The sequence below is a fragment of the Croceicoccus marinus genome (assembly GCF_001661675.2).
Lineage (GTDB): Bacteria > Pseudomonadota > Alphaproteobacteria > Sphingomonadales > Sphingomonadaceae > Croceicoccus > Croceicoccus marinus.
Map to the genome: position 1 here is coordinate 1,306,567 of NZ_CP019602.1, position 23,708 is coordinate 1,330,274.

General features: G+C 65.2%; 20 protein-coding genes and 1 tRNA gene. 10 read left to right on the forward strand and 11 right to left on the reverse strand.

Annotated elements, in window-relative coordinates; all coding sequences use genetic code 11:
- Positions 1-76 precede the first annotated feature (76 nt).
- Positions 77-3,682 carry a hydantoinase B/oxoprolinase family protein gene (locus A9D14_RS06235; RefSeq protein WP_066844107.1) on the reverse strand — a complete coding sequence of 1,202 codons (3,606 nt, stop codon included), beginning with the start codon at positions 3,680-3,682 and terminating at the stop codon, positions 77-79.
- Positions 3,683-3,774: 92 nt separating this feature from the next.
- Here A9D14_RS06235 and A9D14_RS06240 point away from each other — a divergent pair, with 92 nt between their 5' ends.
- Positions 3,775-4,425, forward strand: a complete 651-nt coding sequence (locus A9D14_RS06240) for a YitT family protein (protein WP_066844110.1) — start codon at positions 3,775-3,777, stop codon at positions 4,423-4,425.
- Between the two features lie 7 nt (positions 4,426-4,432).
- On the opposite strand, the gene A9D14_RS06245 is transcribed toward A9D14_RS06240, so the two are convergent.
- Positions 4,433-5,089 carry a hypothetical protein gene (locus A9D14_RS06245; RefSeq protein ID WP_066844113.1) on the reverse strand — a complete coding sequence of 219 codons (657 nt, stop codon included), beginning with the start codon at positions 5,087-5,089 and terminating at the stop codon, positions 4,433-4,435.
- A 287-nt stretch (positions 5,090-5,376) separates the two neighbouring features.
- Here A9D14_RS06245 and A9D14_RS06250 point away from each other — a divergent pair, with 287 nt between their 5' ends.
- From A9D14_RS06250 to A9D14_RS06280, 7 genes are all read left to right on the forward strand, one after another.
- Positions 5,377-5,772 (forward strand): PilZ domain-containing protein, encoded by a 396-nt coding sequence (locus A9D14_RS06250; RefSeq protein ID WP_066844116.1) that lies wholly within the window; start codon positions 5,377-5,379, stop codon positions 5,770-5,772.
- A gap of 125 nt (positions 5,773-5,897) precedes the next feature.
- A complete protein-coding gene (locus A9D14_RS06255; RefSeq protein ID WP_083987708.1) occupies positions 5,898-7,598 on the forward strand; it encodes a peptide ABC transporter substrate-binding protein in 1,701 nt (566 codons plus the stop codon).
- A 22-nt stretch (positions 7,599-7,620) separates the two neighbouring features.
- On the forward strand, positions 7,621-8,538 hold the full coding sequence (locus A9D14_RS06260; protein ID WP_066844119.1) for an ABC transporter permease: 918 nt from the start codon (positions 7,621-7,623) through the stop codon (positions 8,536-8,538).
- An 85-nt stretch (positions 8,539-8,623) separates the two neighbouring features.
- A complete protein-coding gene (locus A9D14_RS06265) occupies positions 8,624-9,262 on the forward strand; it encodes an ABC transporter permease (RefSeq protein WP_198302060.1) in 639 nt (212 codons plus the stop codon).
- Positions 9,195-9,752 (forward strand): oligopeptide/dipeptide ABC transporter ATP-binding protein, encoded by a 558-nt coding sequence (locus tag A9D14_RS06270; protein WP_269769226.1) that lies wholly within the window; start codon positions 9,195-9,197, stop codon positions 9,750-9,752. The genes A9D14_RS06265 and A9D14_RS06270 overlap by 68 nt, the downstream gene beginning before the upstream one ends.
- Positions 9,749-10,738, forward strand: coding sequence for an ABC transporter ATP-binding protein (locus A9D14_RS06275; RefSeq protein WP_066844122.1), 990 nt, complete (start codon positions 9,749-9,751; stop codon positions 10,736-10,738). Before A9D14_RS06270 ends, A9D14_RS06275 begins: the two co-directional genes overlap by 4 nt.
- Before the next feature lie 219 nt (positions 10,739-10,957).
- Positions 10,958-12,031 carry an OmpA family protein gene (locus A9D14_RS06280; RefSeq protein ID WP_083988001.1) on the forward strand — a complete coding sequence of 358 codons (1,074 nt, stop codon included), beginning with the start codon at positions 10,958-10,960 and terminating at the stop codon, positions 12,029-12,031.
- A 117-nt stretch (positions 12,032-12,148) separates the two neighbouring features.
- Here A9D14_RS06280 and A9D14_RS06285 read toward each other — a convergent pair.
- The 6 genes from A9D14_RS06285 to A9D14_RS06310 form a co-directional block, all read right to left on the reverse strand.
- Positions 12,149-12,224: transfer RNA gene (locus tag A9D14_RS06285), tRNA-Lys, on the reverse strand.
- Positions 12,225-12,352: 128 nt separating this feature from the next.
- Complete coding sequence (gene rodA / locus A9D14_RS06290; protein ID WP_066844129.1) at positions 12,353-13,468, reverse strand: rod shape-determining protein RodA; 1,116 nt, start codon at positions 13,466-13,468, stop codon at positions 12,353-12,355.
- On the reverse strand, positions 13,465-15,594 hold the full coding sequence (mrdA, locus tag A9D14_RS06295; protein ID WP_066844133.1) for a penicillin-binding protein 2: 2,130 nt from the start codon (positions 15,592-15,594) through the stop codon (positions 13,465-13,467). The genes rodA and mrdA overlap by 4 nt, the downstream gene beginning before the upstream one ends.
- Positions 15,594-16,151, reverse strand: coding sequence for an aldehyde dehydrogenase family protein (locus tag A9D14_RS06300; RefSeq protein WP_066844136.1), 558 nt, complete (start codon positions 16,149-16,151; stop codon positions 15,594-15,596). Before A9D14_RS06300 ends, mrdA begins: the two co-directional genes overlap by 1 nt.
- A gap of 25 nt (positions 16,152-16,176) precedes the next feature.
- The gene (gene mreC, locus A9D14_RS06305) at positions 16,177-17,055 is read right to left on the reverse strand and encodes a rod shape-determining protein MreC (RefSeq protein ID WP_066844145.1); all 879 of its coding nucleotides are present in this window, start codon (positions 17,053-17,055) and stop codon (positions 16,177-16,179) included.
- 99 nt (positions 17,056-17,154) lie between these two features.
- Positions 17,155-18,201 (reverse strand): rod shape-determining protein, encoded by a 1,047-nt coding sequence (locus A9D14_RS06310; RefSeq protein WP_066844147.1) that lies wholly within the window; start codon positions 18,199-18,201, stop codon positions 17,155-17,157.
- Between the two features lie 210 nt (positions 18,202-18,411).
- Here A9D14_RS06310 and mutL point away from each other — a divergent pair, with 210 nt between their 5' ends.
- Positions 18,412-20,256 carry a DNA mismatch repair endonuclease MutL gene (gene mutL, locus A9D14_RS06315; RefSeq protein ID WP_066844149.1) on the forward strand — a complete coding sequence of 615 codons (1,845 nt, stop codon included), beginning with the start codon at positions 18,412-18,414 and terminating at the stop codon, positions 20,254-20,256.
- A gap of 19 nt (positions 20,257-20,275) precedes the next feature.
- The gene (locus tag A9D14_RS06320) at positions 20,276-20,776 is read left to right on the forward strand and encodes a hypothetical protein (RefSeq protein ID WP_198302061.1); all 501 of its coding nucleotides are present in this window, start codon (positions 20,276-20,278) and stop codon (positions 20,774-20,776) included.
- Positions 20,777-20,794: 18 nt separating this feature from the next.
- Here the strand turns inward: A9D14_RS06320 and A9D14_RS06325 are convergent, their stop codons facing one another.
- From A9D14_RS06325 to A9D14_RS06335, 3 genes are all read right to left on the reverse strand, one after another.
- Complete coding sequence (locus A9D14_RS06325; RefSeq protein ID WP_232468825.1) at positions 20,795-21,556, reverse strand: DUF1206 domain-containing protein; 762 nt, start codon at positions 21,554-21,556, stop codon at positions 20,795-20,797.
- Positions 21,557-21,682: 126 nt separating this feature from the next.
- Entirely contained in the window at positions 21,683-22,783 is a 1,101-nt protein-coding gene (gene ychF / locus A9D14_RS06330; RefSeq protein ID WP_066844157.1) for a redox-regulated ATPase YchF, read from the reverse strand.
- A gap of 127 nt (positions 22,784-22,910) precedes the next feature.
- Positions 22,911-23,450 carry a hypothetical protein gene (locus A9D14_RS06335; protein WP_066844160.1) on the reverse strand — a complete coding sequence of 180 codons (540 nt, stop codon included), beginning with the start codon at positions 23,448-23,450 and terminating at the stop codon, positions 22,911-22,913.
- Positions 23,451-23,708 lie beyond the last annotated feature (258 nt).

A 23,708-nucleotide genomic window follows, 5' to 3' on the forward strand; every position in this document is an offset into this window, starting at 1 on the left:
GCGGCGTGATGGCAAACCCGTTCATTGCCCGTTCAATGGAATGCCGCGCGGGCCGGGGCGTTCCCCCCGCTGGTGCTTAATCCTTTTTGCGGTAGCCGCCGCCGCCGGGGGTGCGGATCTCGATCGCGTCGCCGGGCTGCATCTCGACACCCGCGCAGGATGCCAGCCTTTTGCGCGATCCGTCCGCGCGCACGACGATATTCTCGCCCGTCTCGCCGGGTTCGCCGCCCGCCAGGCCAAAGGGCGCGACGCGGCGGCGGTTGGACAATATGCCCGCCTCCATCGGTTCGAGGAAGCGGATGCGGCGGATGATGCCGTCGCCCCCGTGCCAGCGTCCCGGGCCGCCCGACCCGCGCCTGATGGCGAAGCGTTCCAGCACGACCGGAAAGCGGCTTTCCAGGATTTCGGGATCGGTCAGGCGCGAATTGGTCATGTGCGTCTGCACCGCATCCGCACCGTCGAATCCGTCTGCGTCGCCCAGCGGCCCCGCGCCGGATCCGCCGGCAATCGTCTCGTAATACTGGTAATCCGCATTGCCGAAGGTCAAATTGTTCATCGTACCCTGCGCGCCCGCCATCGCGCCCAGCGCGCCGAAGATGGTGTCGGTGACGACCTGGCTGGTCTCGACATTGCCCGCGACGACGGCGGCGGGTGATCTGGGGTTCAGCATGGATCCCTCGGGCACGATCAGCCGTATGGGGGCAAGGCAGCCCTCGTTCATCGGCACGTCGCCATCGATCATCGTGCGAATGGCATAGAGCACCGCCGCCTTGACGATGGGAACGGGCGCATTGAAATTGCCCGCGTGCTGGCCGCTGGTGCCGGTAAAGTCGAACAAGGCTTGCTGCGCCTCGCGGTCGATGGTGACGGCAAGGCGGATGATCGAACCGTCGTCCATTTCATAGGCGAAGCTGCCATCGTCCAGCCGGTCCAGCAGCGCGCGCACCGCTTCCTCGGCCTGCGCCATGACATGGCCCATATAGGCATCGACCACGGCGTGCGACTGGGCGTCCGCCAGCCGGTTCAGCTCGCTCGCCCCCTTGATGCAGGCCGCCAGCTGCGCCTTGAGGTCGGCGATATTGCGGTCGGGATCACGCGCCGGATAGGGGCCGGTGCCGAGCGTGTCCCGCATCTCCGCCTCGCGAAAGCGGCCTTCGTCGACCAGCAGCACATTGTCGAGCAATATGCCCTCGTCGGTGACGCTGGTGCTGCCCGCGGGCATGGAGCCGGGCGCGACCCCGCCGATATCGGCGTGATGGCCGCGCGCCGCTGCCCACCAGGCGGGTTCGCTGGCTTCGTCGCCGGCGAACACCGGCAGCACCACCGTCACGTCGGGCAGATGCGTGCCGCCGTCATAGGGCGCGTTCAGCGCATAGGCATCGCCCTTGCGGATACCGCGACCGTCCTCGCCGCGGCGCCGGGCGACCGTGCGAACGCTTTCGCCCATCGATCCCAAATGCACCGGCATATGGGGCGCATTGGCGATCAGGTTTCCGTCCCGGTCGAAGATCGCGCAGGAGAAATCGAGCCGTTCGCGAATGTTGACCGAACTTGCGCTGGCCTGCAGCGCAGCGCCCATCTCCTCGGCGATGCCCATGAAGAGAGCGCCCATGATCGCGGTGCGGACGGGGTCGCGCTCGGTCGACAACTCGCGGCGGCGGGCCTCTCCGGTCCGGCGCAGCAGCACGTTTCCGATGGCATCGACCGCGATGCTCCAGCCGGGTTCGACGACGATGGTCGACACGTCGTCGACGACCAGCGCCGGTCCATCGGCCTGGAACCCGGCGGCAAGATCCGGCCTGCGGAACAACGGAATGTCTCGGCTTTGCCCGGCCAGATAGCTCTGGATGGTCTGGGCGGCGCCCTGCGTTTCGCCGGGCAGGGGCAGGGGGGCGCCCTGCCGTTCGGGAGAGCGGAAGACCGCCTCCACCCGCGCGGTCGCGACGATGATCGCGCCTTCGGGTTCGAAGCCGAAACGCTCGCGCCAGCCTTCGCGGAAACGCGCGGTCATGTCGTCGGGGGCGCCGAACGCGATTTCCAGTGTGTTCTCGGTCCCTGCCGGGCGCAGTTGCAGGCTGCGTTCGTATGTGATGGCATCGGCGCCGACGCCTTGCGCGGTCAGTTCGGCGCCGGCATCGCGGGCCAGCATGTCAAGTTCCTGCGCGATTTTGCCCGCGCTTTCGGTGCCGAGTTCGAGCGCAAGCGTCGCTTCACGCATGGCGCGGCGGTCTGCCAGGCCCATGCCATAGGCCGACAGCACGCTGGCCAGCGGATGGCACTGCACCACCTCGACGCCCAGCGCTTCGGCCACCAGGCACGCATGCTGCCCGCCCGCGCCGCCGAAGGCTGCCAGGGCGGCCCCCGCAATGTCATGGCCGCGGCGGATCGAGATCGCCTTGATCGCCTGCGCCATGTCCTGCACCGCGATGGCGATGAAGCCTTCCGCTGCCGCCATCGGGGACAGCTTGCGCCCGGTTTCGGCCTCGATCCGGTCGCATAGTGACGCAAGTTTGGTCATGACGATGTCGCGGTCCGGCGGCAGATTGCCATCGGGCCCGAAGACGGGCGGGAAATGCGCGGCCTGCAGCTTGCCCAGCGCCAGGTTGCAGTCGGTAACCGTCAGGGGGCCGCTGTTGCGATAGCAGGCAGGCCCCGGAAACGCGCCCGCCGATTCCGGCCCGACGTGAAAGCGCCCCGCCTCGAACCGGCAGATCGATCCGCCGCCCGACGCGACGGTGTGGATGCGCATCATCGGCGCGGCGATCCGCACGCCTTCCAGCCGGGTCTCGCCGTCGCGTTCGTACTGGCCCGAATACCACGACACATCGGTGGAGGTGCCGCCCATGTCGAAACCGACCACCGCGGCAAAGCCCGCTTCCTCTGCCGTCGCCGCCATACCGACGATGCCGCCTGCGGGCCCGGACAGGATCGCGTCCTTGCCGTGGAATTGCTCGCGCGCGGTGAGGCCGCCGTTCGACTGCATGAACAGCGCTTCTCCCGCTTCGCCCAACCCGGCCGCGACGGTTGATGTATAGTCGCGCAGGGGAGGGGACACATAGGCATCCAGCACCGTCGTATCCCCGCGCGAGATCAGCTTGATCAGCGGGGCGAGCGAATGGCTGACCGAAACCTGCGCGAAGCCCAGATCGCCGGCGATGGCCGCCAGCGCTTCTTCGTGGGCTGTGTGGCGATAACCGTGCATCAGACAGATGGCGAGCGCGTCGATGCCGTCCGCCCTGGCCTTGGCAAGGTCCGAGCGGGCGCGGTCCTTGTCCAACACCTGCTCGACGGTTCCGTCGGCCAGGACGCGTTCGTCGATCCCGATCACGCGGTCGTAGATCGGATCGGGGAGCACGATCTGGCGGGCGAACAGTTCGAGGCGTTCCTGCGATCCGATGCGCAGCGCATCTTCGAACCCGGCGGTGATGGCCAGTGCCACGCGCGCGCCCTTGCGTTCCAGCAATGCATTGGTCGCGACCGTGGTGCCGATCCGCAATTCGCAGGGCGGCAGGGCCCCTTGCGGCGTATCGGTGATCGTTCGGATCGCGTGGATCGCGGCATCTTCGGACCGCGATGGGTCTTCCGACAACAGCTTGGTCCGCTGCAGCGTGCCGCCGGGCGAAATCGCGACCACATCGGTAAAGGTGCCGCCGCGGTCGATCCAGAATTGCCATTTGTCCATGGATGCAGGCCCTAACGTCTTTTGCCGCTATTCGCACGGCTTGTGATGCGGCTGCCGCTGGTCTAGCGGGCGCGCAGAGGAGGGACACAGCCATGACCAGCGCAGCGGCCGCAGAGCCAAGCGGTCCGATCGAACCCGATTTCCCCCGGCCCCGGCCGCACTCGCTGGCGGAAGACGCCTATGGCCTGCTCAGCGGCGCCCTGCTGATGGCGCTGGGGCTGGTCATCATGAAGGCCAGCGGGATCGTGACGGCGGGCATGGGCGGAGTGGCCCTGTTGTTCAGCTATCTGTTCGGCATGACCGTGGATTTCTGGTTCTGGACGCTGAATGTCCCGTTCCTGATCCTGGCCTGGAGCGCGATGGGGCGCGGGTTCTTCTTCAAGACGGTATGCGCGGTTGCGGCCGTGTCGCTGATGGCGGCGGTGACGCGCGTCTCGCTGGATATCCAATCGGTCCATCCCGCCTTTGCCGCCGTCGCGGGCGGGACCGCGGCGGGGGCAGGGGTGATGGGCATGCTGCGTCATCGGTCGGGCGTGGGCGGGGTGACGATCGTGTCGGTATGGCTGAACCGCCGAAAGGGCTGGAGCGTGGGCTGGCTGACGTTCGCGCTGGATGGGATCATCATCCTGGCCGCGATCACCACGCGCCCGCCCGAACTGGCGGCGTGGTCGGTGCTCAGCGTCGTGGCGATGAGCGCGGTGCTGATCCTCTTCCACCGCCCCGGACGCTACACCGGATACTGACCGCTCATTACCGTGAGGGTTCGGCCACACGTCCGATCGGGCCAGTGGAAACGGGCCCGGTGGATACGGAACCGGTCGATACGCGGCTTGTCGAGACGGTATTGCGGCGATCCTCCACGTCGCTGATCAGGTCCTCGAACAGCGCTTCATAATGGACCAGCGCCTGGCGCAGGTCTTCCGTCGCGATGGCCTGGCCGGTGGCGTCGCGGCTCTGGCGGGCGGCGATATCATGGCCTTCGCGGTAGTGGCGGGCGACTTCGGGATGATCGACGGTCAGGTCGGCGTGGCGCTGGTCGAAATCGGCAACCGGAAAGCCGCGCGCCTTCATCAGCGATCCGATTGTACGGTCCGCACGCAGCACGGCCTCGGCCGGGCTGTTCACGAACAGGCTCTTCACCTCGGTCCATTCGCTGGCAAAGCGATCGCGTTCGTCGTGCGAGAGCGGACGGATGTCGAAGCTGGCGACGCGGCGCTGGCGGTCTTCCAGATCGTGTTCGGCGCGGCCCGTGCTGCCGGTCGTGGCGACAGTGCGGTCGTATTCGTCACCGAAGCGGCTGCGAAGCCGGTTGGTGCGGCTGCGCGCAATGAAATACCAGATCAGCAGGGCGGCAATCACGACACCCGCGATCGCGATCCAGACAATGGGATTTACCGTATCCATCATGCATCCTCGTCTACTCACCCCGTCAGGCGCGAAAACGGACGATTCTGGCGGCGGTTCCCCGGCGGGGTTAACGGCCAGGCGCGCGCACCGCATTTCCGGCCTGTCCCGCCGCGATACAGCGGCGCGCAGGTGCTTAAGGAACAAGGTTACCGCGATTGCAGGTTTCCGGGCCTGCGGTCAGACGGGGGGCAGTCATCCGGCGGGGGAACGGATGGCGGGGGAATGGCCGGTCGATGAGGGTCTGGGGGCAGACACTCTCGACCGGCCTCAATCGAAGAGGTTCTATCATGTCGCATTCGAAGGATAACCAGTACCGGTTGCTTGAGCGGCACGAGTTCGCCGCCCAATGCCGCCTGCGCGCCGCAGGCAGCCTGGCGCGCATCTCGATCGTCCGCAACCTGACCAGCGATGGCTGCGCGGTCGAGTGCATTCCCGCCAATCTGCAGCGCGGCGACACGATCTATCTGCAATTCGGCAGCGTCGGCCCGGTCGAGGGCCGCGTCATGTGGCTGCGCAAGGGGATGGAAGCGGGCATCCGCTTCGAACAGGGGCTGCACCCCGCGGTGTTCGACCGGCTGCTGTACCTGGCGCATCGCAACAGGGTGTTGAGCAACGATCCGATGGAGCTGAAGGACGATGCCGTCGCGCTCCGCAAGACCGGCCACCGCATGGCGGCGTGCTGACAAGACAGGGTGCGTGTTGGTGGAAACAGGGCCGGGAAAGGCCGTCTGCGGGTATTCCACCTGAAACCTGTTTGGCCGCGGGCTGAGTCATTGCAGGGCAAGGTTCGCTCTGCCATCGTTTCGTCATGAATGAGCAACATGCTGCCGTGACATCGAACCTGTCCAGGGCCCGGCACCCCATTCTGCGGGCCTTTGCCATCCTCTCCCTGATCACCTCCGCCGGCCTGCTGGCCGCCTGCGGATCGGGGGAGCGGTTCACCGACGAAGCGGCGCGCGACGGCATATTGCTGTTCGGCAATGGCAGCGAGCCCAAGGGCCTCGACCCGCACCTCGTCACCGGGGTGCCCGAGAACAAGATCATCTCGGCGCTGCTGGAGGGGTTGATCGCCTATCACCCGACCGACGATCTTCAGCCCGAACCCGGCATGGCGGAAAGCTGGGAAAGCAACGACGATTTCTCGCAGTGGACCTTCCACCTGCGCGACGCCAGATGGTCGAATGGCGATCCGGTGCGCGCCAGCGATTTCGTCTATAGCTGGGAGCGGATGCTGACGCCCGAACTGGGCGCCGAATATGCCGAGATGCTCTATATACTGAAGGGCGGCGAGGCTTTCCACCAGGGCAGGACCGACGACTTCTCGACCGTCGGGGTCAAGGCGCTGGACGACAGGACGCTGCAGGTCACGCTGGAAGGGCCGGCGCCCTATTTCCTCAACATGCTCAAGCATTACAGCTGGTTTCCCGTGAACCCGCGCGTCGTCGAAGCGCATGGCGGCATGGCCGACCGGCAGAGCGGCTGGTCGACGCTGGAGAACTATGTCGGCAACGGTCCGTTCGTGCTGGACGACTGGGTCACCAACCAGATCATCAAGGTGCGCAAGAGCCCGACCTATTGGGACCGCGATACGGTCAAGCTGAACGGCGTGAACTTCTACCCGGTAGAGAACGTCACCACCGAGGAGACGATGTTCCGCGGCGGGCGGCTGCACCTGACCAATACCGTCACGCCCGACAAGATACCGGTCTTCCTTGAAAAGATGCCGGGCGAGATGATGATCGAGCCCTACATGGGCAGCTATTTCTATCGCATCAACGTGACCAGGAAGCCGTTCGACGACGTGCGCGTACGCAAGGCGCTGGCCTATTCGATCGACAAGAAGCTGCTGGTCGACAAGGTCACCAAGGGCGGGCAGATCCCCGCGACCGGCTTCGTGCCGCCGGGGCTGAAGGGTTACGAGACGTCCGACGCGGCGGAATTCCAGCCCGAGCTGGCACGCCGGCTGCTGGCCGAGGCGGGCTATCCCGGCGGCAGGGGCTTTCCCGACGTCGAGATCCTGATCAACACCAACGAGGCGCACCGCAAGATCGCCGAGGCGATGCAGGCGATGTGGCGCACCGAGCTGGGCGTCGAGATCGGCATCTACAACCAGGAATGGAAGGTCTATCTCGATAGCCAGAGCAGCCTGGATTACGACCTGGTGCGTGCGGGCTGGATCGCGGATTACGCCTATCCCAGCACGTTTCTCGACATCTTCACCACCGGCAACGGCAACAACGATACCGGCTGGTCGAACCCGCGCTATGATGCGCTGATCGCCCGCGCGCGGACCGCCGCGACCGAGGAGCAGCGCATGGCCATCCTGCAGCAGGCCGAGGCGGTGCTGATGGAGGACATGCCGATCATCCCGATCTACTGGTACACCCGCACCTATCTGAAAAGCCCGCTGATCGAGGGCTGGCATCCCAAGGTGCTGGACAACCATCCGCTGAAATATGTGTCGCTGAAGGCTCCTCCGATGCCCGACGCGCCTCCGCCGGCCGAATAGGCGTTACGGGAGAACCTTGCCGATGTTCCGCTTCGTCGCCGTCCGGCTGGTCCAGGGGCTTCTGGTGCTGCTGGCCATCTATGCGGTCACCTTCTTCCTGGTGGCCGCCACGCCCGGCAGCCCGTTCAGCACCGAACGCGCCATCCGGCCCGAGATCCTCGCCCAGATCGAGGCGTTCTATGGCTATGACAAGCCGGTCGGGGAGCGCTTCGTTACCTCGGTCTCGAACGCGCTGCGCGGTGAATTCGGGCCGTCAGCGGTCTATGCCAACCGGTCGGTCACCGACATCATCGCGGAGAGCTTTCCGGTCTCGCTGAAGCTGGGGTCGCTGGCCTTGGGGCTGGCGCTGTTCCTGGGCATTCCGGTGGGCATCATCGCGGCGGTGCGGCAGAACAGCTGGCTGGATTACGTGCCGATGTCGGTGTCGATGGCGGGTATCTGCCTGCCGACCTTCGTCATGGGGCCGCTGCTGGCGCTGGTCTTCGGGCTGATCTTCGAACTGCTGCCGGTGGCGGGCTGGTTCGGGCCGGAATATGTCATCCTGCCCGCACTGACGCTGGGACTGTATTACGCGGCCTATTTCGCGCGGCTGACGCGTGGCGGCATGCTGGAAATGCTGAACCAGGACTGGGTACGCACCGCGCGGGCCAAGGGCGTTTCGGAAAGCACCATCGTGTGGAAGCACTGTCTGAAGGGCGGGCTGATCCCGGCGATCACCTTCCTGGGCCCTGCGCTGGCCGGCATCATTTCGGGCAGCTTCGTGGTCGAGACCATTTTCCAGATCCCCGGCCTGGGCCAATGGTTCGTGAAGGGCGCGCTGAACCGCGACGATTTCCTGATCCTGGGCCTGACCGTGCTGTTCGCGGCGCTGATCGTGGTGATGAACCTGCTGGTCGACATCGTGCAGGTCGCGCTCAATCCGCGGCTGAAATACGAATAGGGCGGGGCACATATCATGAGCGATCATTCCCAAACCGCCGTCCTTGCCGACGAACCCGTCCCGCCACCGACCGATGCGAGCGAGATTGCCGCCGAAGAGCTGGACCTCCCTCTGGCGCGATGCGTGGCACCGGCTGAAACGCAACCGGCTGGCGGTCAGCAGCCTGTTCATCTTCATCTTCATCGCATTGTTCTGCGTGGTCGGGCCGTGGCTGTCGCCATACGACAGCCAGACGCAGGACCTGTTCCTGGGCGCGGTCGGTCCCTCGTCCGATCATTGGTTCGGCACCGATACGCTGGGCCGCGATCTGATGGTGCGAGTGATGGAGGGCGGGCGCATTTCGCTGCTGGTCGGGCTGGTCGCGACGCTGGTCGCGCTGCTGATCGGGGTGATGTACGGCGCGACCGCCGGCTATCTGGGGGGCAGGGTCGACAGCGCGATGATGCGCTTCGTCGACCTGCTCTACGCGCTGCCGTTCACGATCTTCGTGATCCTGCTGATGGTCGCGTTCGGGCGTTCGCTGTGGCTGATCTTCGTCGCCATCGGCTGCATCGAATGGCTGACCACGGCGCGCATCGTGCGATCGGGCGTGATCAGCCTGAAGAAGCAGGCACCAGTATCCGCACGAGTTCTCGGGCGGTATGCGGCAGCGCGTGATGATCGCCATGGCGCTGATCACCGAACCCGACCTGCTGATCGCGGACGAGCCGACCACCGCGCTTGACGTGACGGTGCAGGCGCAGATCCTGGACATTATCAAGGAGCGGCAGGAGCGGCTTGGCACCGCCGTGATCCTGGTCACCCACGATTTGGGCGTGGTGGCGGGCACCTGCGACAAGGTGAACGTGATGTATGGCGGCAAGCTGATGGAAAGCGGCACGGCGGAGCAGGTCTTCTACGAGCCTATGCACCCCTATACCCGCGCCCTGCAGAAGACGATCCCCTCGCTGCAGACCAAGGGGGCGGAGCTTTACACGATCCCCGGACTGCCGCCCGACGTGTCGAAGCCGATCGAGGGCTGCGCTTTCTATCCGCGCTGCCCCTATCCCAAGGTCGCAAAGCCAGAAGGCGACCGCCCGCAACTGGTCGACAAGGGCGACGGACACTGTTTCGCCGATTGCCGCTTTTGCGATTCCAGCGCGCCGATCGAAAGCGTGCTGCCCAGGCATGACCTGGGCGACCTGGAAACGCTGCGGGGGGAGGGCGCGGCATGAGCGATTTTCTCGTCCTCGACGATGTGAAGACCCATTTCGATTTGGGCAACAAGCCGTTCAGCCGCACCAGCAAGGGCGTGGTCAAGGCGGTCGACGGCATCTCGCTGACCATCCGCGAGGGGGAGATCCTGGGGCTGGTGGGCGAATCTGGCTGCGGCAAGTCGACATTGGGCCGCACGATCATGCAGTTGATCCGGCCTACGTCGGGGCGCGTGTTTCTGGAGGGGCGCGAGATCGGCGCCCTGTCCGACAGCGAATTGCGCTCGGCGCGGATCGATTTCCAGATGATCTTCCAGGATCCCTATGCGTCGCTGGACCCGCGCATGACCGTTCTGGACACTTTGGCCGAGGCGGTGCGAACCCGCCATCCGGAACTGAAGGGCGATGCCCTGCGCGGGCGCGTCGCCGAGCTGATGCGCACGGTCGGCATGAACCCCGCGCAGATGCGCCGCTATCCGCACGAGTTCTCGGGCGGCCAGCGCCAGCGCGTCGCCATCGCGCGCGCGCTTGCGCCCGAACCCAAGCTGATCATCGCGGACGAGCCGGTTTCGGCGCTGGACGTGTCGATCCAGTCGCAGATCCTGAACCTGCTGAAGGACCTGACTCGCAGGATGGGGCTGACGATGATCTTCATCAGCCACGACCTGTCGGTCGTGCGCTATATCGCGGACCGGATCGCAGTGATGTATCTGGGCAAGATCATCGAACTAGGCAGCGCGGAAGATATCGTCGACGATCCGCTGCATATCTATACCCGCGCGCTGATGAGCGCGATCCCGCGGCCCGATCCCCGGCTTGAACGCACCCGCAGCCGCATCGTGCTGCAGGGCGATCCGCCCAGTCCGCTGGATCCGCCGCCGGGCTGCCATTTCTGGCCCCGCAGTCCCGTGGAACATGACGAATACATGAAGTCGCATGTGCCTGAGTTCGCTGAAATAACTCCCGGACATTTTGCCGCGAATTGTCCGTTCTGCCTGACGAAATAGGCACGCTTCACGCAGCACCAAACTATTCGCGAATGTCCGGTCAAGGACAGGCGGGAACGGGCGGGCAATGATGGCGTTCTGCTGTCGCCGCATTGTGCGGTCTATCTTTACGGACCTGTCGCTATTCGGAAAAATTAATCCTTAATGAAACTGGTATTTTTCGCGTAAAAATTTAACGCAAGGCGCGCAATCTGTAGGAGCATCGGGGGAAGTCTTTTGATTAATCGCATCTTTGCCGGGCTTGTTGCAACGTCGATGCTGTCGACCGGCGCCATCGCCCGCGAGGGCAGTTTCTATATCGGGGCGGACGGCGGCTTGATGCTGACCGAAACATCCGATGTCGATCTCGACAGTTTCGATTCTGCCGGAGAGATCGACTGGGACGTCGGCTATGATTTCGACATTGTCGCGGGATACGATCTGGGCGCGTTCAGGGTCGAAGCCGAAGCGGGCTACAAAGGTGCGAACGACGATGGCGGTACGACCCGCAATGGGCCCTTCGACGACGAAGACGCACCGATCGAATTCGACACGCTGAGCTTCATGATCAACGGCCTGGTCGATTTCGGCGCCGACGATGGCCTGCAGGGCTTCGTCGGAGGCGGCGCGGGCATTGCGCGGACGGACATGCAATTGCCGGGCGACGAGGTCTATTTTTCGGACAGCGATACCGGTTTCGCATGGCAGCTGATCGCGGGTGTCCGTGCACCATTGTCCGACAACTGGGATGCCGGGCTGAAGTACCGCTATTTCCGGCACGACAATCTGGAGCTGTCCGACCCGGCCTTCTTCGACGGAGGGTACGAGACGGATGTACGCACCCATTCGCTGATGGGATCGCTGACCTATAATTTCGGGTCGCCCCCTCCTCCTCCTCCTCCTCCTCCTCCGCCGCCGCTGCCACCTCCGCCCCCACCGCCGCCGCCCGCGCAGCAGGTGGTGTGCAACACGGGTCCCTATATCGTCTTCTTCGACTTCGATTCGGCAGAAATCACCGGGGAGGCTGCCGGTATCCTGGACAGCGCCGTCGCATCCTATGCGGACTGCAGTTCGGTGCCGATCATGGTCGCCGGACACACCGACCGGTCCGGCCCGGCGGGTTACAACGTCCGACTTTCGGAACGCAGGGCGCAAGCCGTGAGCGACTATCTGGCCTCGCGGAACATTCCCGCAGGCGAGATCAGCACCGAGGGCTTTGGCGAGAATCGGCCGCGCGTGGAAACCGCCGATGGCGTGCGCGAGCCGCAGAACCGCCGGGTCGAGATCACCTATGGCCCCGGTTCGGGCATGTAGGGTCGGCCATCACGACCGACGGAACGAGGGGGCGGAGCAATCCGCCCCCTTTTTCATGCGCAGCGCGCGACGGGAGTTACCGCGAGGCGACAATCCGACGAGGAGCAAAAGGGGGGGTGGTGGACGCACTTGGGCTCGAACCAAGGACCCGCTGATTAAGAGTCAGCTGCTCTACCAACTGAGCTATGCGTCCACATCGCCAGGTTTCCGACGATCCCGGCAAGAAGCGCGAAGTGCGATTCGCCGTGGGAGGCCTCCCTATAAAGGCTGCGCCGCGGGATGGAAGGGGGAATTTCGCCTTTCCGAAAATTTCTTGAAGGCTTACGCGAAACTGCCCGGCTCGCGCGTGTTCCAGCGTTCCACCGCCATGATCAGGCCCACGCAGATCATGATCGTCAGCATCGAGGAACCGCCATGGCTCATGAAGGGAAGGGGGATGCCGACGACCGGCGCCAGCCCCATCACCATCATCAAGTTGATCGCCGCATAGAAGAAGATCGTCGCCGTCAGCCCGGCCGCCATCAGCCGCCCGAAGCGGTCCGGCGTGCCGGTCGCGACCTTCAGGCCCCAGCGCAGCAGCAGGCCGAAAACGAACAGGACGAATAGCCCGCCCATCATGCCCCATTCCTCGGCCATGGTGGAAAAGACGAAATCGGTATGCGGTTCGGGCAGATAGTTGAGATGGCTTTGCGACCCATTGCCGAAGCCCTTGCCAAACAGCCCGCCCGAACCGATCGCAATCTTCGACTGGGTGATGTGATAGCCCGCCCCCAGCGGGTCGCTTTCAGGATCGAGGAAGGTCAGCACCCGGCGTTGCTGGTAATCGTGCAGCAGGGTGAAGAACGCGACCGGAATCGCGGCCATTCCTGCCAGGCCCACGGTCACGAACCACGCCATCGGCAGGCCTGCCAGGAACATCACCACGCCCGCTCCGAACGCGATGGCAAGGCTGGTGCCAAGGTCGGGTTGCAGCAACACCAGGCCAACGGGCAAGCCGATTAATACGCCTGGCACGATCAGCGATGAGAAATACCGCGTCGCGGCCGGGGGCAGCATGTCGTAGAAGCGGGCAAGGATGATGACCACGGCAGGCTTCATCAGTTCCGAAGGCTGCAGGGTCATGAAGCCCAGGTTCAGCCAGCGCTGGCTGCCGCCGCCGACGAAGCCGATTGCTTCCACCGCCATCAGCATCAGCAGCAGCAGCACATAGACGGGCAGCGCCATCATGCGGATGAAATCGCGTGAGAAGTTGGCGATCACCATCGCCATGACGAGGAACACGATGAAGCGCACCACATGCAGCAGCGCCCAGGGCATCAGGCTGCCGCCCGCGGCCGAATAAAGCACCGCCGCGCCGAAGCAGACCAGCAGCAGCAGGGGAATGATGATGCCCCAGGGCTGCAGCGCGATGATCCGCGGCAGGAACTTGCGGTTCACTGGCCCTGCCCCCCGGTGCCGCCGCCGGCGGGCGGCGCAGGCTGGGCGACGGAAGCGGATTCCGCCGATGCCGCATCGGGGGCCGAACGTCCGGGGTTCACGCTGTCATCCTCGGCCGCGCGCTGGCTCTGCGCGGCATTGAGCGGGGGCGGGGAAGCGGCGGGCGCATCGGTCGCCTGGTCGATGTCGGTCGATTCCGGCTTGGGCGCGCTGCCGCCATAGGCCGCCTCATAGGCTCCATACTTGCGGGCCAGCCGTTCCTGCGCCGTGCCACCCCACTGCTTTTCATATTCGTGCAGCACTTCCAGCGCCTTGTTCGGGTCGAACAGGAACGTCATCACGTCGCGCGCCACCGGATAGGCGGAGGAGGAACCCGCGCCATGCTCGATGGCGACGGCGCAGGCATAGCGCGGCTTGTCATAGGGCGCGAAGCTGATGAAATGGCCATGGTCGCGGTACTTCCACGGCACGTCGCGCCCGCCGCGCCCATAGTTCAGCGACACCACCTGCGCGGTGCCCGTCTTGCCCGAAAGCTCGACCCCTTCGACGGGCAGGCGTGCGCGGCCCGCCGTGCCGCCGCCGTTCACGACCTCCCACATGGCATGCCGCACGATCTCGAGATGCTCGTCCGGAATGTCGAGATGCGGGGCGGGCTTGGGATCGTTCGACAGGAGCAGGCGCGGTTGCAGCCTGCGCCCGCTGGCGATGCGCGAGGTCATGACCGCCTGCTGCAGCGGATTGACCAGCATGTAGCCCTGACCGATCGTGGCGTTCACCGTGTCGAAGGTCTGCCATTCGCGGTCGTATTTCTTCAACTTCCAGCCCGGATCGGGCACGGTGCCATAGGACTGGCTTTCGACCGGCAACGGGTATTTCCAGCCCATGCCAAGCTTGCGCGCCATGTCGGCAATGGGCTGCATGCCCACGCGCTGGGCGAAATAATAGAAATAGACGTCGCAGCTTTGATAGATGCCCTTGGCCATGTTGACCGTACCGTGGCCGCCGCGCTTCCAGCAGCGGAACACGCGGTTGCCGACCCGCAGGCCGCCGCCGCAGAACACCGACTCCTCGGGATCGATGCCTTCCTTCAGGAAGGCGAGCGACACATAGGGCTTGACCGTCGAGCCGGGCGGGTAAAGGCCGGACAGCACCTTGTTGCGCAAGGGAACATGGTCGTCCTCGGACAGCATCTTCCATTCCAGGCGGCCGATGCCGTCAGAGAAGCTGTTGGGATCGAAGCTGGGCATCGACGACGCGGCCAGCAGGTCACCTTGCTCCAGATCCATGACCACGACCGAGCCCGATTCCTGGCCCAGGCGGCGCGCAGCATAATCCTGCAGCGGGCCGTCGATGGTCAGCTGGACCGGATCGCCCTGCACGTCCTCGCGCATTTCGAGGTCGCGGACGATCTTGCCGCTGGCGGTCACTTCCGCGCGGCGCGCGCCCGGTTCGCCGCGCAGGCGCTGTTCGAAATATTTCTCGACCCCGTCCTTGCCGATCTTGAAGCCGGGGGTGATGAGGAGGGGGTTCTTCTCCTCCTCGTATTCCTCGGCCGAGACGGTGCCCACATAGCCCAGCAAGTGTCCGACCGACGGACCGGTCGGGTAATAGCGAGAGAAGCCGCGCTGCGGCACGACGCCCGGAAGGTCCGGCAGGCGTACCGACAAGGCGGCGAACTGCTCCCAGTTGACGCCGGTCGCGACCTCGACAGGGCGGAAGCCGCGCACTTCGTTCAGCTTGTCGCGCAGGTCGGTGATGGCGGCAGGCGACAATTCCAGCACTTCGCCCAGCACCGACAGCGTGCGTTCGCGATCGACGATCCGCTCGGGCACAAGGTCGACACGGAAATCCGCGCGGTTCGAAGCGAGGGGCACGCCGTGCCGATCGAGAATCCACCCGCGCCGCGGCGGGATCAGCGTCAGGTCGACACGATTGCTTTCGGATGCGAGCTGGTACTTCTCGTTCTGCTCGACCGACAGCCAGGCCATGCGGGCCGCGAGAAGAACGCCCACGCCCCCCTGCAGACCGCCCAGAACGAAAGTCCTGCGGTCGAACGCATTGCTCAGCTCACCCGCGCTGACACGGTTGGGCGCACGGCGGCGCTTTCGCCACGACAGGCTGACCATCAGCCCAGCACCTTCACGCGGGCGCGGCGCAGAACGTCAAGTATGGCGACAAGGCGGGTGAACAAGGGGAATGACAATATCGAAATCAGCAATTGGGGCAGAAGAAGCGAAGGATACCAGAGCGTTCCGGCCATGACCGCAAGCACATGGCCAAAAAACAGATAGGCGGCGATCATCACGCTTGCCACTGCCCAGTCCTGCCAGAAGCTACGCCAGCGCTGCCAATTGTCCAATGCTTCCAGTGCGATCATGGTCAGCGACCATAATAGCACGGCACTGCCGATTGGTTGACCGGAAAACAGATCGTCGAACAAGCCGAGCGGAGCGCCCGCCCATAGCGGCAGCATGCCGGGCCTGAACAGACGCCATGCGATTAGCAGCATGAAGCTGAACGGCGGCAGTACCGGCGCCGATGCGATGATCGGCGACAGCGGCGCCATCGACAGGATCGCGATCGACAGCCACGGGATGATCGTGGCCAGCACGGGGGAGGGCGCGCGGTTCAGCCGGCGCTGGAACATGTCTTCGCCGGGAAGGCGATCGCCTTTCAGCGGCATGGCGGGGAAGGGAAATGCGGGACCGTCACGGCGGCGTTTCCCCGTCCATTCCGCGCAGTTCGGTCATGGGTTGCCAGACGGGTTCGATCATCACGAAATCGGTGGCCGCCGGATCGGAGATGATGCGCGCGACCGCTCCGTCGCGGGTGACATTCTCGACCATCGCGACCGGCACGTTGGGGCGGTAAAGACCGCCGGAACCCGAGGTGACGAGCAAATCGCCCTTTTTCAGCGGGTTGATCCCCATCTCGATCAGGCGCACGATCAGCGTGCCGTCGGCCTGGCCCTGCGCGAAACCGGCGACATTGCCCTTGATGCGGCGCACCGGGACGATGCTCTGCCCATCGGTGATCAGAAGGACCCGCGCCGTTCGCCGCCCGGTTTCGAGAACGCGGCCCACCAGCCCGGTCGCCGAACGCACCGGCTGCCCGACCATGACGCCGTCCGACGCCCCCGCGCCGATCAGCGCAAAGCGGCGAGTGCTGGACGGACTGGATCCGATCAGCCGCGCGCTTGCGACGGGGCGGATCTCCTTCTCGCGCAGCGACAGCAATTGCTTGAGGCGGCGGTTCTCGTCCTCGATCGCCTCCGCCTCGGCCAGCTGTGCGCGGGCGACGCGCAGTTCCTTCTGAAGCGCGGCGTTCTTGCTGCCCGCCTCGATATAGCCGACGATGATGCCAATGATCGAACGGCTGCTGTTGCGGGTGACGGCCGACACCTCTCCCACAGGCTTGGCGGCGTCCTGCGCCGCGTTGCGCGCAAAGGCGAAACTGCCCGGGCTGAACAGCGAGACGAGCAGCAGCACGAAACCGAACAATGCACCGCCGATGGCGGCGACATAGCTCGTGAAGATCGAGATGTGCGCCCTCTTGGAAAAGCCGGGACGCCGCTCTGCCGACGCCATGATGCACTACTCCTTCCGGCCTGGGGCCGCCGTCGTGAAACCGGGACAGGCTAGCGGGTCCGGAACGTCCGGACCCGGCGCGCACCGACCTGCTGAATGTCAGGCCGTCATCAATACGCCGCGAAACACCGGTTCTTCAAGGGCGCGTCCGGTGCCGAGCGCCACGCAGGACAGCGGATCCTCTGCCACGGTGACAGGCAGGCCGGTCTCTTCGCGCAGATGCACGTCCAGCATCTTGATCAGCGCGCCGCCGCCGGTCAGCACGATGCCCTGGTCGACGATGTCGGCGGCCAGTTCGGGCGCGGTATTCTCCAGCGCGATGCGGACGCTTTCGACGATCGCGCCGATCGGTTCGGACAGGGCCTCGGCGATATTCGCCTGGTTGATGGTGATTTCCTTGGGAACGCCGTTCACCAGGTCGCGGCCGCGCAGGTGAATGATCTCTCCGATTCCGTCCGGCGGCGGGATCGCGATGGCGTAATCCTGCTTGATGCGTTCCGCCGTCGATTCGCCGATCAGCAGATTGTGGTGGCGGCGCACATACGAGACGATCGCCTCGTCCATCTTGTCGCCGCCGACGCGCACGCTGGTGGTATAGGCAAGGCCGCGCAGCGACAGCACCGCGACCTCGGTCGTGCCGCCGCCGATGTCGACGACCATCGAGCCAACCGGCTCGGTTACCGGCATGTCGGCGCCGATCGCGGCCGCCATGGGCTCGAGGATCAGATAGACCTGGCTGGCACCGGCATTGCTGGCCGCGTCGCGGATCGCGCGGCGTTCGACCGACGTGGAGCCCGAGGGGACGCAGATCACGATCTCGGGGTGGCGCAGGATGCTGCGCTTGCCGTGCACCTTCTTGATGAAATACTTGATCATGTGCTCGGCGACTTCGATGTCGGCGATCACGCCGTCGCGCAGCGGGCGGATCGCCTCGATGCTGTCCGGGGTCTTGCCCATCATCATCTTGGCGTCGTCGCCCACGGCACGCACGCGCTTGATTCCGTTCTCCGTCTCGATCGCGACAACCGAGGGTTCGTTCAACACGATCCCGCGCCCTTCCACATACACGAGCGTATTCGCCGTGCCGAGGTCGATCGCCATGTTCTGCGAGCCGAACTGGAAAAGACGCGAAAAGAAATTAGCCATTGTCGGTATCGTCCCTCAACGAAGTCGCACTTGCCCTTGCGCCTGACCGTGACGCTGACAGCGATCCGTAAGTAGTTGCTGGTCCCTGCGGTGTCCCTAGCCCAATCCTGACACCTATGGAAAAAAATTCATGGGGTTGGTGCGGCTTTTCCACATGGTCCGTCATTAACTGGCCTCGAAAATCGGGCCGCTCGGCGCTAGCGTCGGGCCATGCCTGTCATAAGACGACTTCCCATGGCGCTGGTGAACCGCATCGCCGCGGGCGAGGTGGTCGAACGCCCTGCCGCCGCGTTAAAGGAAATCGTTGAAAACGCAATCGATTCCGGCGCGAGCAAGATCGCCGTCGTGCTGATCGAGGGCGGGCTTGGCTCGATCGAGGTAACCGACGACGGCTGCGGCATGTCGCCCGATGACATGGCGTTGGCGCTGGAACGGCATGCCACTTCGAAGCTGCCTGTCGAGCTGGTCGGCGAGGAAGGCGCGATCGAGCAGGTCTCGACCCTTGGCTTTCGGGGCGAGGCGCTGCCCTCGATCGCCAGCGTCGCGCGGCTGACCATCGAATCACGACCCGCCGATGCGGCGCAGGGCTGGACGCGGGTGACCGATCACGGCGAGGCGATTTCCGAAGGGCCTGCCGCCCTGCCGCCCGGCACCCGCATCCGGGTCGAGGACGTGTTCGCCCGCGTGCCCGCGCGCCGCAAGTTCCTGCGCACGCCGCGCAGCGAATACATGGCCTGCCATGACGTGATGCGCCGCCTGGCCATGGCGCGGCCCGACGTGGGATTCCGCTTTTCGAACGACGGGCGGCGAATCTTCGCCGTGCAGCCGGGAGAGAGCCTGGAAACCCGCGTGTCGCGACTGGTCGCGCGCGAGCTGGCGGACAATGCCGTCAGCATAGACTGCGCGCGCGGGCCGGTCGATGCGCCCTTGCGCCTGACCGGCATCGCGGGGCTGCCGACCTATAACCGCGGCGTGGCGGACCACCAGTATCTTTTCGTCAACGGCCGCCCGGTGAAGGACCGCCTTCTGGTGGGCGCGGTGAGGGGGGCCTATGCCGACATGCTGGCGCGCGATCGCCACGCGGTGCTGGCGCTGTTCCTGACCGTGCCGCCTAGCGAAGTCGACGTGAACGTGCATCCCGCCAAGACCGAGGTGCGGTTTCGCGACGCTGCGGCTGTACGCTCGCTGATCGTGGGCGGTCTGCGCGATGCGCTGTCGGCAGGCGACCGGCGTTCGGCACAGCAGCCCTCGGCGCAGGCGATGGCGGCCTGGCGATCGGAGCCGGTCGCCGCACCCGCAGGCGATCCGCTTTCGCTGGCCCTGCGCGAGCAACGACCGATGTTCGCCGCGCATCCGCAGCGGCCTGATCCCTACGGCCCGGCGCAGTCCGCATTCCGCGCCATGGAAGCCGCGATCCTCGAACCCTCGGCGCGGGCGGAGGAAGCCGCTTCCTACGCGCCCGAGGCCGACGAGTTTCCTATGGGTGCCGCCCGCGGGCAGATCGCGGAGACCTATATCGTGGCGGAGGCTTCGGACGGGCTGGTCATCGTCGACCAGCATGCGGCGCATGAACGGCTGACGCTGGAACGGCTGCGCGCCGCGGGAGCGGACAGCGGGGTCGCGCGGGCGCAGGCCCTGCTGATTCCCGAGGTCGTGGAAATGGACGAAGGCGACTGCGACCGCATCGAAAGTGCCGCCGACCGGCTGGGCGAGCTGGGCCTTGGGGTCGAGCGTTTCGGACCCGATGCGGTGCTGGTCCGGTCGCTGCCCGCTGCCTTGTCGGGCGCGAATTGCCAGTCGCTGCTGCAGGACATCGCCGACGATATCGCGCAGAACGGCGAAGCGCTGTTGCTGGGCGAGAAGCTCGATCTCGTGCTTGCGACCATGGCTTGCCACGGATCGGTGCGGGCGGGGCGGCGGCTTTCGGTGGCCGAAATGAACGCGCTGCTGCGCGAGATGGAGCGCACGCCGCGATCCGGCCAGTGCAACCATGGCCGCCCGACATGGGTCAAGCTGTCGATGGGCGATGTCGAAAAGCTTTTCGGACGGAAATAGGACGGGAAAAGGGACTTTGATGATAAGGCGAATGATGGTCGCGGCACTGGCGGTGCCTGCCTTGCTGACATCTGCTTGCGGCGAGGAGCGCGATCCGGCGCAGGAAGCGGCCGACGTGGCCGAGATCCGCGCGATGCATGACAATCCGCCCGCCGTGCCCGTCGATCCCCAGCGAATATCCTATAGCGATATCGAGAAGAACGATCTGTTCGGCGCGGGCTGCGGGTTCGCGCCGGAAAACAGCCTGTCGGTTATCGCGCTGGCGCAGCCCGATCGGGGCTTTCTGAAGCTGGGCGGCGAGATCCTGACGCTGTCGCCCGACAAGGGCGGGGCGTCGCTTCCGATGGACAGCTGGCAGAACTATTCCGGCAGCGACTTTGCATTCGAACTGATGCGAACGAGCGAAACCGGCGAGCAGAGCGGCGTGGAGGCCACCAGCTGGCCGGGTTCGCTCAGGATCAGCGACCGTCAGGGCAAGACCGTCTACGAGGCCGGCGGTACGCTCCAGTGCGGAGCGTGACGGCCGGCCCTCAAGCGATCAACCTGCGCGGAACTTGGGAGTGCTGCCCGATGCATCCATGTCGGGTATGATGCGGTAACGCGCAAGCACCAGGCTGAAGAGGCCGAACAGCAGCAGGCCCACGGCAGTCAGCGTGAACCAGATGCCGTCGTCCGCAAGACTTGCGACCGCATTGCCCAGCGTCTTCACGCTCTCGCCGCTGGAGAACCAGCCCGAGCGGATCAGCGACCAGCCGATCACGACGAACACGATGGCGCGCGCAAGATAACCTGCGCCCCCCAGCCAGCGAGTGGCTGAAGGAGCCCGCGCGCTGATGCGGTTCATGAAACTGCCGGTAATGCCCTTCTTGGCCTGGAATACGGCGGTGGCCAGGAAGCAGAGGCCCAGAAGACCAAGAAGGATGTCCCCCAACGGAAATGAAAGCACGCCCGACGCGGCTTCCTGCGCGCCATCGCCCGATCCGCCTCCCGATTGCGTGGCGAACTTGTAGGCCGAAAAGGCAAGCGCGAAATGGCCGATGGCGCTGCCGGCATGGCCGATGCGCTGGGCGATGCCCTTCTTGTCGCTACCGTGATTCTCGATGTCGAAGAAGGTCGAGGCGAGGCGGAAAAGTCCATAGGCCGTCAGGCCGACGACCAGCAGCCACAGGACGAACATCCCGGCGGGAAATTCCTCGATGGCGCGGAAGACGCCGTTGGTTCCTTGCTGGATACTGCCGACGCTAGTCAGCGCGATGATGCCGATCAGCGTGTAGAGTATGGCGCGGGACAGATACCCCACCCGTACGAGCCAACGAAATTTTTCGGACTTGTCCACCATCTGCGTGTTCCCCCGGGATAATCGATGTGTGCGGGGGGAACGGGCGGAACGCTGAAAAGTGCCCGGATGGGGGTGAAGCGAGTTCTGTCAGACGTTGAACTTGAAGTGCAGGACGTCACCGTCTTGCACGACATATTCCTTGCCTTCCTGCCGAAGCTTGCCGGCTTCGCGCGCCGCACTCTCACCGCCCAGTGTGACATAGTCGTTATAGGCGATGGTTTCGGCCCGGATGAAGCCGCGTTCGAAATCGGTGTGGATCTCGCCCGCCGCCTGCGGAGCCTTGGACCCGCTGGGAAACGTCCAGGCGCGGGTTTCCTTGGGACCCGCGGTGAAGAAGGTCTTGAGCTGCAGCAGATCGTAACCGGCGCGGATCACGCGGGCGAGGCCGCTTTCCGCCAGGCCGATGGATTCCAGGAACTCGGCGCGGTCTTCCTGCGCCATGGCAACGATCTCGCTCTCGATCGCAGCGGACACGACGACGGCCTGCGCGCCTTCGGAAGCGGCCTTTTCGAACACCTTGGCCGACAGCGCGTTGCCCTCGGCGGCGTCATCCTCTGCCACGTTGCACACATACAGGACGGGCTTGGCGGTGAGCAGTTGCGCCTGCGCCAGCACGCGGGCTTCCTCGTCGTCGCGGGGCTCGGTCAGGCGGGCGGGCTTGCCCTCGCGCAGCAGTTCCAATGCCTGGCCCAGCACGCTGGCGGCGATCCTGGCTTCCTTGTCCCCGCTGGTCGCGCGCTTGGCGGCGGCGGGCACGCGCTTTTCCAGGCTTTCGAGGTCGCTCATCAGCAGCTCGGTCTCCACCACCTCGGCATCGGCGATGGGGTCGACCTTGTTGGCGACGTGCTGGATGTCGTCATCCTCGAAACAGCGCAGGACGTGGACGATGGCGTCCACCTCGCGGATATTGCCGAGGAACTGGTTGCCAAGCCCTTCGCCCTTGGATGCGCCCTTCACCAGGCCCGCGATGTCGACGAATGCCAGCTGGGTGGGAATGATCTTTTCGGATTTGGCGATGGCGGCGATCTTGTCCAGCCGCTCATCGGGAACGCCGACCTGGCCGACATTGGGCTCGATCGTGCAGAACGGATAGTTCGCCGCCTGCGCCGCCTGCGTTTCGGTCAGCGCATTGAAAAGCGTCGACTTGCCGACATTGGGAAGGCCGACGATGCCGCAACGAAAACCCATTTGAAACTCCGCTTGATACTCTGGCAGGCCCGATAGGCGGTGACGCCCCAAATAGCCAGTATGAGTTTGCCAGCGAAAGTTTCGGGTCGTCGCGGCGATCGCCGGCCGGTCCCGTCATTGGTGTGGCTTAGCCTTCCGAAGGCATCGCCTGCTGGATCTGCGCCAGCGTGGCCAGCACGATCACGCCGCCATTGTTGTCCAGCGCGAACATTTCCTTGCCCAGCGTGACCTTCTGCTCGGCGCCGGCCAGGGCCAGAACGACATTCTCGCCCTCGACCGTGTCGATGGTGCCCAGCGGCTGCGCATCGGCGGTGCCGACCGCGGCGCCGGCGATCATGGCAGCATCGAGAGCGGCCTTGGCTTCGGCCATCTGCTGCGCGAAAGTGGCGTCCAGCTCGGTCTTGGTAATGTTCAGCGTCAGGCCGCTTTCATCCTTGCCGAAAGCGTTCAGCGGTAGCGGAATCTCGTGCGAGCCGGTGTTCACGATGGCGGCGTCGGGGGTGACCTGCGCCACGGTACCGATCGGGTTTCCGTCATTGCCGGTGACCGACGCGCCCTGCGTCACCTCGACCGAAGCGGCGGCGGCGGGGGCCGCATCCTGGGCATAGGCCGTTGCCGGCATGATAGCGAGCGCCGCAGCGGCGACGGCGAGCTTGGCGAATTTCATTCATCAGTCCTTTGTCTGTTCAAAACGATACGGCGCTATCCGGCGGGGGCCGGACAGACTGTTGCCGATGCCTGAATTGCGTCAAGGTTCACGAACCCGCACTGACGCGTTTTCCCGAAGGGGGAACCCCATTCAAGCAAGACGGGGCCGATTTCGCAAGGGTCCGGATGACGCATGGCCATGCGCGGTATCCCAGGCTAAACTGCGCAGCCTTGCTGTCAGTTCGCCGCCTGAATGGCAAGTTTCCGCTGAACAGCG

Excerpts from the sequence above, each read along its gene's own strand:
- A9D14_RS06235 (WP_066844107.1), bottom strand. The coding sequence starts at position 3,682 with ATGGACAAATGGCAATTCTGGATCGACCGCGGCGGCACCTTTACCGAT.
- A9D14_RS06240 (WP_066844110.1), top strand. The coding sequence starts at position 3,775 with ATGACCAGCGCAGCGGCCGCAGAGCCAAGCGGTCCGATCGAACCCGAT.
- A9D14_RS06245 (WP_066844113.1), bottom strand. The coding sequence starts at position 5,089 with ATGATGGATACGGTAAATCCCATTGTCTGGATCGCGATCGCGGGTGTC.
- A9D14_RS06250 (WP_066844116.1), top strand. The coding sequence starts at position 5,377 with ATGTCGCATTCGAAGGATAACCAGTACCGGTTGCTTGAGCGGCACGAG.
- A9D14_RS06255 (WP_083987708.1), top strand. The coding sequence starts at position 5,898 with ATGAATGAGCAACATGCTGCCGTGACATCGAACCTGTCCAGGGCCCGG.
- A9D14_RS06260 (WP_066844119.1), top strand. The coding sequence starts at position 7,621 with ATGTTCCGCTTCGTCGCCGTCCGGCTGGTCCAGGGGCTTCTGGTGCTG.
- A9D14_RS06270 (WP_269769226.1), top strand. The coding sequence starts at position 9,195 with ATGATCGCCATGGCGCTGATCACCGAACCCGACCTGCTGATCGCGGAC.
- A9D14_RS06275 (WP_066844122.1), top strand. The coding sequence starts at position 9,749 with ATGAGCGATTTTCTCGTCCTCGACGATGTGAAGACCCATTTCGATTTG.
- mrdA (WP_066844133.1), bottom strand. The coding sequence starts at position 15,594 with ATGGTCAGCCTGTCGTGGCGAAAGCGCCGCCGTGCGCCCAACCGTGTC.
- A9D14_RS06300 (WP_066844136.1), bottom strand. The coding sequence starts at position 16,151 with ATGCCGCTGAAAGGCGATCGCCTTCCCGGCGAAGACATGTTCCAGCGC.
- mreC (WP_066844145.1), bottom strand. The coding sequence starts at position 17,055 with ATGGCGTCGGCAGAGCGGCGTCCCGGCTTTTCCAAGAGGGCGCACATC.
- A9D14_RS06310 (WP_066844147.1), bottom strand. The coding sequence starts at position 18,201 with ATGGCTAATTTCTTTTCGCGTCTTTTCCAGTTCGGCTCGCAGAACATG.
- mutL (WP_066844149.1), top strand. The coding sequence starts at position 18,412 with ATGCCTGTCATAAGACGACTTCCCATGGCGCTGGTGAACCGCATCGCC.
- A9D14_RS06320 (WP_198302061.1), top strand. The coding sequence starts at position 20,276 with ATGATAAGGCGAATGATGGTCGCGGCACTGGCGGTGCCTGCCTTGCTG.
- ychF (WP_066844157.1), bottom strand. The coding sequence starts at position 22,783 with ATGGGTTTTCGTTGCGGCATCGTCGGCCTTCCCAATGTCGGCAAGTCG.
- A9D14_RS06335 (WP_066844160.1), bottom strand. The coding sequence starts at position 23,450 with ATGAAATTCGCCAAGCTCGCCGTCGCCGCTGCGGCGCTCGCTATCATG.